The organism is Stenotrophomonas sp. HMWF003 (assembly GCF_003061285.1).
GTDB lineage: Bacteria > Pseudomonadota > Gammaproteobacteria > Xanthomonadales > Xanthomonadaceae > Stenotrophomonas > Stenotrophomonas maltophilia_AP.
This window is the reverse complement of record NZ_QAIW01000151.1, coordinates 1-7,143: the sequence shown is the minus strand read 5'-3', so window position 1 is coordinate 7,143 and position 7,143 is coordinate 1. Positions and strand designations below refer to the sequence as shown.

Sequence of the window (7,143 nt, the reverse complement as noted above, 5' to 3'; positions counted from 1 at the left end):
GGTGCGTGGCGCGCGTGCGCCGGACGGGACGGCCTATGAGCGCTTCACCGACACCGGTCCCACCGCGCTGTTGCCGCGCGGCGACCGCCACTTCGGCGCCGTGCACGGGGTGGCCCGTGACCAGGCCGCGGCGGTCCAGGCACTGGACGATGCGGCGTGGCTGCAGCGCCTGCAGGACGCGATCGGCTGGCGCGCCGGGCGGCTGCTGGAAAGCGGCCCGCGCAGCGCCTACCCGCTGATCCAGGTGCTGGCCCAGGCGTTGGTGGGCGAGCGTGCGGTGCTGCTCGGTAATGCCGCGCAGACCATCCACCCGCTGGGTGCGCAGGGCTTCAACCTGGGCCTGCGCGACGCCCTGACCCTGGCCGAACTGGTGGCCGATGCGCAGGATCCGGGCAGCGACGCGCTGCTGCAGGCGCACGTGGCACGCCGCGCCGAAGACCGCGCGCAGACCATTGCCTTCTCCGGCGGGTTGGCCCGCCTGACCAGCAATCGGGCACCGCTGATGCGGCCGTTGCGCAGCCTGGGGTTGCTGGCCGCACAGGCGACCCCGATGCAGTCGATGCTGGTCGGTGGCGCGATGGGCTTCCGTGGCGAAGTACCGGCGCTCTGCCGTGGAGCAGGCGCATGAGCCGGCGCGCGCGCGATGTGATCGTGGTGGGCGGCGGCGTGGTGGGCGCTGCTTGTGCGCTGGCCCTGGCCGACACCGGCCTGCAGGTCACCCTGGTGGAAGGCCGCGAGCCGGCGCCATGGCAGCCGCAGCAGCCCGACCTGCGCGTGTACGCGTTTGCGCCGGACAACGCGGCCCTGCTGGCCGCGCTCGGGGTATGGCCGGCCGTCACCGCCGCGCGCGCCTGTGCCTACCGGCGCATGCGCGTGTGGGACGCCGGCGGCGGCGATGAACTGCGCTTCGATGCCGACCATCTTGGTCGCGAACAGTTGGGCTGGATCGTGGAGAACGACCTGCTGGTGGACCGCTTGTGGGCGGCGCTGCCGGCGGCCGGCGTGCAGGTCTGCTGCCCGGCGCGGGTGGAAGCGCTGGAGCAGGACGCCGACGGCGTGCGCCTGCGGTTGGAGGATGGCCGCCGGCTGGAAGCATCGCTGGCCATCGCCGCCGACGGGGCCGAATCGACCCTGCGCCGTCTGGCCGGGCTCGAGGTCAGCCGCCAGGACTATGGCCAGCGCGGCGTGGTCGCCTACGTGGACAGCGAGAACGACAACGAAGCCACCGCCTGGCAGCGCTTCCTGGTGACCGGGCCGCTGGCGGTGCTGCCGATCGGCGCCCGCCGCAGCTCGATTGTCTGGACCCTGCCCGATGCCGAGGCCGAGCGTGTGCTGGCGTTGGACGAGGCGGCCTTCGGGCATGAACTCACCCAGGCCTTCGCCGGGCGGCTCGGGGCGATGACCCTGGCATCGCGGCGCGCGGCCTTCCCGTTGCGCCGCCAGCTGGCCACCGGCTACGTAGCCGGGCGCGTGCTGGCGTTGGGCGATGCGGCGCACGTGGTGCACCCGCTGGCAGGGCAGGGCGTCAACCTGGGCCTGCGCGACGTGGCCGCGCTGCGGACGCTGGTCCTGCAGGCACAGCAGCGCCGCCAGGACTGGATGTCACCGCACCGGCTGCAGCGCTGGGCGCGTGAACGGCGTAGCGAGAACACCGTGGCCGCGTACAGTTTCGATGCGATCAACACCGTGTTCTCCAACGACGAACTGCACCTCACCCTGGCCCGCGGCCGGGTATTGGGGTGTGCCGGCAAGCTGCCGCCGCTGGTGTCGATGTTCTGGAAGCGCGCCGCCGGCGTGTAGGGCGTCGCCGTCGGAACGTCTGCGTGCTGGTGCCTGCGCTCCGTGATGCCGTAGCGCCGGGCTCTGCCCGGCTTGCATCAGGTCGTCGTATTGTCGGCAACGTGCAGCCGGGTCGGCACGCGTAGCCGGGCAGAGCCCGGCTCTACGTGGCTTGCATCAGGTCGTCGCAATGTCGGCAATGTGCAGCCGGGTCGGCACGTGTAGCCGGCTTGCATCAGGTCGTCGTGATGTCGGCAACGTGCCGCCGGGTCGGCACGCGCGGCGGGCTTCAGTCGGTCAGCCAGCCGGCCAGGTCCGCGCGGTCCAGCTTGCCGCGTCGCTTTGCATCCAGGGCGCCGAACTCATCGGCCAACGCCGGGTTGGCCTGTGCTTCGGCGCGGCTGATGAAGCCGTCACCATCGGTGTCCAGCGTTGCGAAGGCGAACCGGTACTGGCCCACCACGCTCACCGGCTGTACCGACCGTACCGTCACCGCCGCCTCGCCCGCCGGCGCCGACAACGTCACCTGGTGGGTCACCCGGCCCTCGGACAGCGACTGGGTGCGCACGCTGGCGGGTACGTCGCGCAGTGGTTCGCTTACCGCCGGCGACGGCGTGTAGGCCTGGGCCAGGGCGAGCGAGGGCAGCAGGCACAACAGCAGGGACAGGGCAGGGCGACGTTGCATGCAGACTCCGTGTTTGACGTGGGCGGGTAGCGCCGGGGCATGCCCGGCTGTACCGCGTTGATCACCGCAGCGGCGAGGCCAGCACCGTGATTTCCTCACGGTCGTGGTACAGCTGCTTGGCCCGTACCACCAGCGGCTTGCCGGCCTGTTCCTGGAACAGGTCCAGGCACAGGCGGGTTTCATCCCAGCGCTTCTTCATCGGCAGCTTGAGGTTGAAGATCGCATGCTTGCACCAGCCTTCGCGGAACCAGGTGGCCATGCGCTCGGCCACTCGGCGCGGCTGTTCCACCATGTCGCAGACCATCCAGTCCAGCGGTGTTTCCGGCTGCCAGTGGAAGCCATCGGCGCGCAGGTGTTCCACCAGCCCGGTCTCCAGCACGTGCTCGCGCAGCGGGCCGTTGTCCACGCTGATCACCTTGACGTGCTGGCGGGTCAACACCCACGTCCAGCCGCCGGGCGCGGCGCCCAGGTCGGCCGCGCGCATGCCCGGCTTGACCAGCTGTTCGCGTTCTTCCGGAGTGAGCAGGGTGAGCAGGGCCTCGTCCAGTTTCAACGCCGACCGCGACGGTGCATCGGGCAGCAGTTTCAGGCGCGGAATGCCCAGCGCCCAGGGCGCGCTGTCGCGGGTGTCGCTTACGCAGACGAACGCATGCCGGCCATCGACGAACACGACGTGCACGCGCGGCAGCGCGGTGTTGGCCTTGTCGGTGAGCAGGCCGGCCTTGCGCAGCGCCGGGCGCAGCGCATTGCCGAACGCGCGCGCCAGGCCGGCCAGGGGCTTGCCTTCGTCCGAGTCGGGGTGTTCCACCCACATGTCGCCAAAGCGCTGCTGGCCCTGCAGGGCGGCGAGGATCGGGGTGATGCGGTCGCTGGGGTCCAGCTCACGCAGTTCGGCCAGCACCACCAGCTTCTGGCGCGCGAAGATCAGCGACCGCCACGGCAGCGCCTTGGAAAGCGCGGCGCCTTCGTCGGTAGCGAACAGCACGTAGCCGTCGTTGCGCTGGGTGCGCGCATAGCCGGCGATGCCGGCATAGGCGGCGCGCTCGGACAGCTCACCGGCCAGTTCCGGCTCGAACCCCTGGCGGCACAGACACAGCAGGCCGCTCATCGCAGCGCGCCCGAGGCGCGGCGGTCAGTAATGCGCACCGTTGATCTCCCCGTACTGGCGCAGCACGGCGCGCGCGGCATCGCGTTCGATGTCGCGCACCACTTCGATGCCGCGCTTGTTGAGTTCACCCACCCAGTCGGCCGGCAGCGGGCCTTCGTCGAACGGCGTGAGTTCTTCCACGTCCTGCGCGCTGGCACCGATCAGCAGCCGGTCGATACCGGCCCAGATGGTGGCGCCGTAGCACTGGCAGCACGGCTGCGACGAGGTGGCCAGAGTGATCGGGCTGAGCACCTCGTTCAGGCGCGGGGTCTGCAGGCGCTGCTGGGCCAGCATGTACGCCATGTTCTCGGCATGGGCCAGCGAGGTGCTGTGCGGCACCACGCGGTTGACGCCGGCGGCGATGACGCGGTGGTCCGGGCCGAACACCACCGCGCCGAACGGGCCGCCGGTTTCCGCCTCGACATTCAGGCGCGACAGCTCGATCGCCAGGGCGACCTTGGCGGCATCGTCGGGATACACCTGGGCCAGATCGATCTGGTCGTGGATCCAGGCGGGCAGGGTGAGGTGGACTTGCGCGTACAGCATCGGGGCGTGGGCCTCTTCAAATATGGAGCAGCGGCAGTGTATCGGGCCGCGCGTAGGGATGCCGTGTCCGCGCTGAACGCGGCCACGGTGCTGGGGGCGCAGGGGATGCGCCGCTGGCGTGGGGAGTGGCGACGCGGCACCGCGGGTACGGGGCCGCGCAGCAAGGTGGCCGGTGCCTGGCACCGGCCGACAGGCTTACGCCGACCAGGTATCGCGCAGGGTCACGCTGCGGTTGAACACCGGCGTGGTGGCGGTGTGGTCGCGGCGGTCGGCGACGAAGTAGCCGGTACGCTCGAACTGGAACGACTGCTCCGGCGCGGCGGTGGCGGCGGCCGGCTCGACATAGCCGGTGACGGTGCGGCGCGAGTCGGGATTGAGGTAATCGCGGTAGGTCTTGCCGTCGGTTTCGTCGTCCGGATTGGGCACCGAGAACAGGCGGTCGTACAGGCGGATTTCGGCCGGCACCGCGTGCACCGCGCTGACCCAGTGGATGGTGCCCTTGACCTTGCGGTTGGCGCCTTCCATGCCCGGGCGCGATTCCGGGTCCAGCCAGCCACGCAGTTCGGTGACGGTGCCGTCGGCGTCCTTGATCACTTCATCGCAGCGGATGATGCCGGCGCCGCGCAGGCGCACTTCGCCGCCCGGCACCAGGCGCTTCCAGCCCTTCGGCGGGATCTCGGCGAAGTCCTCGCGCTCGATCCACAGTTCGCGGGCGAACGGCACCTCGCGGGTACCGAAAGCCTCGTCCTTGGGATGGTTGGAGAAGGTCAGCGTTTCGGCGTGGCCCTCCGGCAGGTTGGTCAGCACCAGCTTGACCGGGTCGACCACGGCCATGCGGCGCGGCGCGGCACTGTCCAGGTCTTCGCGCAGCGCACCTTCGAGCACGCTGAAGTCGATCAGCGAATTCTGCTTGCTGATGCCGACGCGCTCGACGAACAGGCGCATCGCCGCCGGGGTGTAGCCGCGGCGGCGCAGGCCCTGCAGGGTCGGCATGCGCGGGTCTTCCCAGCCGTCCACCAGCTGTTCGGTGACCAGCGCCATCAGCTTGCGCTTGCTCATCACCGTGTAGTTGATGTTCAACCGCGAGAACTCGATCTGGCGCGGCTTGGCGGCTTCACGCGGCAGGCCGCGCTCGACCAGCGGCGCGGTCAGCGCGTCGTCGTGGGCGAAATCGACGTTGTCCACGCACCAGTCATACAGCGGGCGGTGGTCTTCGAATTCCAGCGTGCACAACGAGTGGGTGATGCCTTCCAGCGAATCGCCCAGCGCGTGCGCGAAGTCGTACATCGGGTAGATCGGCCAGGCGTTGCCGGTGTTCTGGTGTTCGACGTGCTTGATGCGGTACAGCGCCGGGTCGCGCAGGTTGATGTTGCCGCTGGCCATGTCGATCTTGGCGCGCACGGTGCGGGCACCGTCCGGGAACTCGCCGGCGCGCATGCGCGCGAACAGGTCCAGGTTTTCCTCGACGCTGCGCTCGCGGTACGGCGAGGGGCGGCCCGGCTCGGTCAGGGTGCCGCGGTAGGCGCGCACTTCCTCGGCCGACAGGTCGCACACATACGCCTTGCCATCGCGGATCAGCTTCTGCGCAGCCAGGTAATAGGCGTCGAAGTAGTCCGAGGCGTGGCGCAGCTCGTTCCACTCAAAGCCCAGCCAGCGCACGTCGTCCTGGATGGCGGCCACGTACTCGGGGTCTTCCTTGGCCGGGTTGGTGTCGTCGAAACGCAGGTTGCACACGCCGCCGAACTCGCCGGAAAGGCCGAAGTTCAGGCAGATCGACTTGGCATGGCCGATGTGCAGGTAGCCGTTGGGCTCGGGCGGGAAGCGGGTCTTGATCGCGGCATGCTTGCCCGCGGCCAGGTCCTCACGGACGATCTGACGGATGAAATCCCGCTTTTCGTGGGCTTCCGGAAGGGCGTCGGTGGGGGCGGCAGTAGGCTCGGACATGGTGCGCGGTCGCAGTCTGAAAGGCAGAAAGACCAACAGTTTAGCCTGTCGGGGACGCGCCATCGCATTCGCGCTGTCGCCCCACGCGTTGCTGCGCAAATCGCGGGCCCCTTTTCACGGTCTCCCAGGCACCGCGCCTTCGGCGCCGCCCCCTGACTCATGGGCTCCGCCGGACGCTCTCCGGTAGTGCCGGCCGCTGGCCGGCTCCCCATGACCACGGAAGAAAACAGGTAGTGCCGGCCGCTGGCCGGCTCCCCATGACCACGGAAGAAAACGCGTAGTGCCGGCCGCTGGCCGGCTCTGCACAGGGCCGGCAGTACGAGGAGCCGGCCAGCGGCCGGCACTACCGGGGCGTGCCATCGCATTGGTGCTGAGGAGCCGGCCAGCGGCCGGCACTACCCATCCGGGCGATGCCGGCCGGTTCCCCGGACGCGTCCCGGCAGGCCGACCGTTGGTCGGCACGCCTTCAGCCCCCGGGCGTATGCTGGGGCCACACTCGCCGGAGCCCGCCCATGCACGTGATCTACCAGGCCGATAACCTGTTTGACGCCCATCTGGTCAAGCACGCGCTGGAGGATGCGGGCATCCCCGCGTTCGTGTTCGGCGAGTCGCTGCTGGGCGGGATGGGCGAGCTGCCGCTGTTCGGGGTGCTGCGCGTGTGCGTGCCGGACCTGGCCCGGCCGGAGGCCGAAGGCATCGTGGCCGGGCTCGACTTGGGTGGCGCCCCCGACGACCCCATATTCGACGGTGACGAAAGCGCCGGCCTGTTGCCGGCCTAGGAGACCGCCATGTTGGGAATTGCCAAGGGCCTGTTGGGCATCGGTGCGTTCAAGCAGCGCCTGCCGCGCCCGGACGAGGCGCTGCCGGGCCGGGACCACCCGCTGCCGCTGCACAACCAGCATTACGTCAACAGCCACCCGCTCAAGGACGGTTTCGCCGGCCTGCAGCGTATCCGCGTGGCGATGGGCTGCTTCTGGGGCGCCGAGCGCAAGTTCTGGACGCTGCCGGGCGTGTATTCCACCTCGGTGGGCTATGCCGGCGG

8 protein-coding genes are annotated in these 7,143 nt (G+C 70.1%); 4 read left to right on the top strand and 4 right to left on the bottom strand.

Going from position 1 to position 7,143, the window contains the following annotated elements; genetic code table 11:
* Together DBR34_RS05855 and DBR34_RS05850 are read left to right on the top strand one after the other, a co-directional pair.
* The coding region (locus DBR34_RS05855) for an FAD-dependent monooxygenase (protein WP_181393908.1) at positions 1-628 on the top strand (628 nt) is incomplete at its 5' end.
* Entirely contained in the window at positions 625-1,800 is a 1,176-nt protein-coding gene (locus DBR34_RS05850; RefSeq protein ID WP_128096074.1) for a UbiH/UbiF family hydroxylase, read from the top strand. The genes DBR34_RS05855 and DBR34_RS05850, both read left to right, overlap by 4 nt.
* A gap of 268 nt (positions 1,801-2,068) precedes the next feature.
* Here DBR34_RS05850 and DBR34_RS05845 read toward each other — a convergent pair whose 3' ends face one another.
* The 4 genes from DBR34_RS05845 to DBR34_RS05830 all read right to left on the bottom strand — a co-directional run bounded on the left by DBR34_RS05845 (position 2,069) and on the right by DBR34_RS05830 (position 6,101).
* Positions 2,069-2,464 carry an EF-hand domain-containing protein gene (locus tag DBR34_RS05845; protein WP_128096073.1) on the bottom strand — a complete coding sequence of 132 codons (396 nt, stop codon included), beginning with the start codon at positions 2,462-2,464 and terminating at the stop codon, positions 2,069-2,071.
* Between the two features lie 61 nt (positions 2,465-2,525).
* Positions 2,526-3,572: a 23S rRNA (cytidine(2498)-2'-O)-methyltransferase RlmM gene (gene rlmM / locus DBR34_RS05840; RefSeq protein ID WP_128096072.1), complete on the bottom strand. Its 1,047-nt coding sequence runs from the start codon at positions 3,570-3,572 to the stop codon at positions 2,526-2,528.
* 24 nt (positions 3,573-3,596) lie between these two features.
* Positions 3,597-4,157, bottom strand: coding sequence for a nucleoside deaminase (locus DBR34_RS05835; RefSeq protein ID WP_128096071.1), 561 nt, complete (start codon positions 4,155-4,157; stop codon positions 3,597-3,599).
* 195 nt (positions 4,158-4,352) lie between these two features.
* Complete coding sequence (locus DBR34_RS05830; protein ID WP_128096070.1) at positions 4,353-6,101, bottom strand: glutamine--tRNA ligase/YqeY domain fusion protein; 1,749 nt, start codon at positions 6,099-6,101, stop codon at positions 4,353-4,355.
* A gap of 512 nt (positions 6,102-6,613) precedes the next feature.
* Between DBR34_RS05830 and DBR34_RS05825 the strand changes: the two genes are divergently transcribed.
* Together DBR34_RS05825 and DBR34_RS05820 are read left to right on the top strand one after the other, a co-directional pair.
* A complete protein-coding gene (locus DBR34_RS05825) occupies positions 6,614-6,880 on the top strand; it encodes a DUF2007 domain-containing protein (protein WP_038690397.1) in 267 nt (88 codons plus the stop codon).
* Between the two features lie 30 nt (positions 6,881-6,910).
* On the top strand, positions 6,911-7,143 hold a 233-nt coding region (locus DBR34_RS05820), incomplete at its 3' end, for a peptide-methionine (S)-S-oxide reductase (RefSeq protein ID WP_181393909.1).

Excerpts from the sequence above, each read along its gene's own strand:
- DBR34_RS05845 (WP_128096073.1), bottom strand. The coding sequence starts at position 2,464 with ATGCAACGTCGCCCTGCCCTGTCCCTGCTGTTGTGCCTGCTGCCCTCG.
- DBR34_RS05825 (WP_038690397.1), top strand. The coding sequence starts at position 6,614 with ATGCACGTGATCTACCAGGCCGATAACCTGTTTGACGCCCATCTGGTC.
- DBR34_RS05835 (WP_128096071.1), bottom strand. The coding sequence starts at position 4,157 with ATGCTGTACGCGCAAGTCCACCTCACCCTGCCCGCCTGGATCCACGAC.
- DBR34_RS05830 (WP_128096070.1), bottom strand. The coding sequence starts at position 6,101 with ATGTCCGAGCCTACTGCCGCCCCCACCGACGCCCTTCCGGAAGCCCAC.
- DBR34_RS05850 (WP_128096074.1), top strand. The coding sequence starts at position 625 with ATGAGCCGGCGCGCGCGCGATGTGATCGTGGTGGGCGGCGGCGTGGTG.
- rlmM (WP_128096072.1), bottom strand. The coding sequence starts at position 3,572 with ATGAGCGGCCTGCTGTGTCTGTGCCGCCAGGGGTTCGAGCCGGAACTG.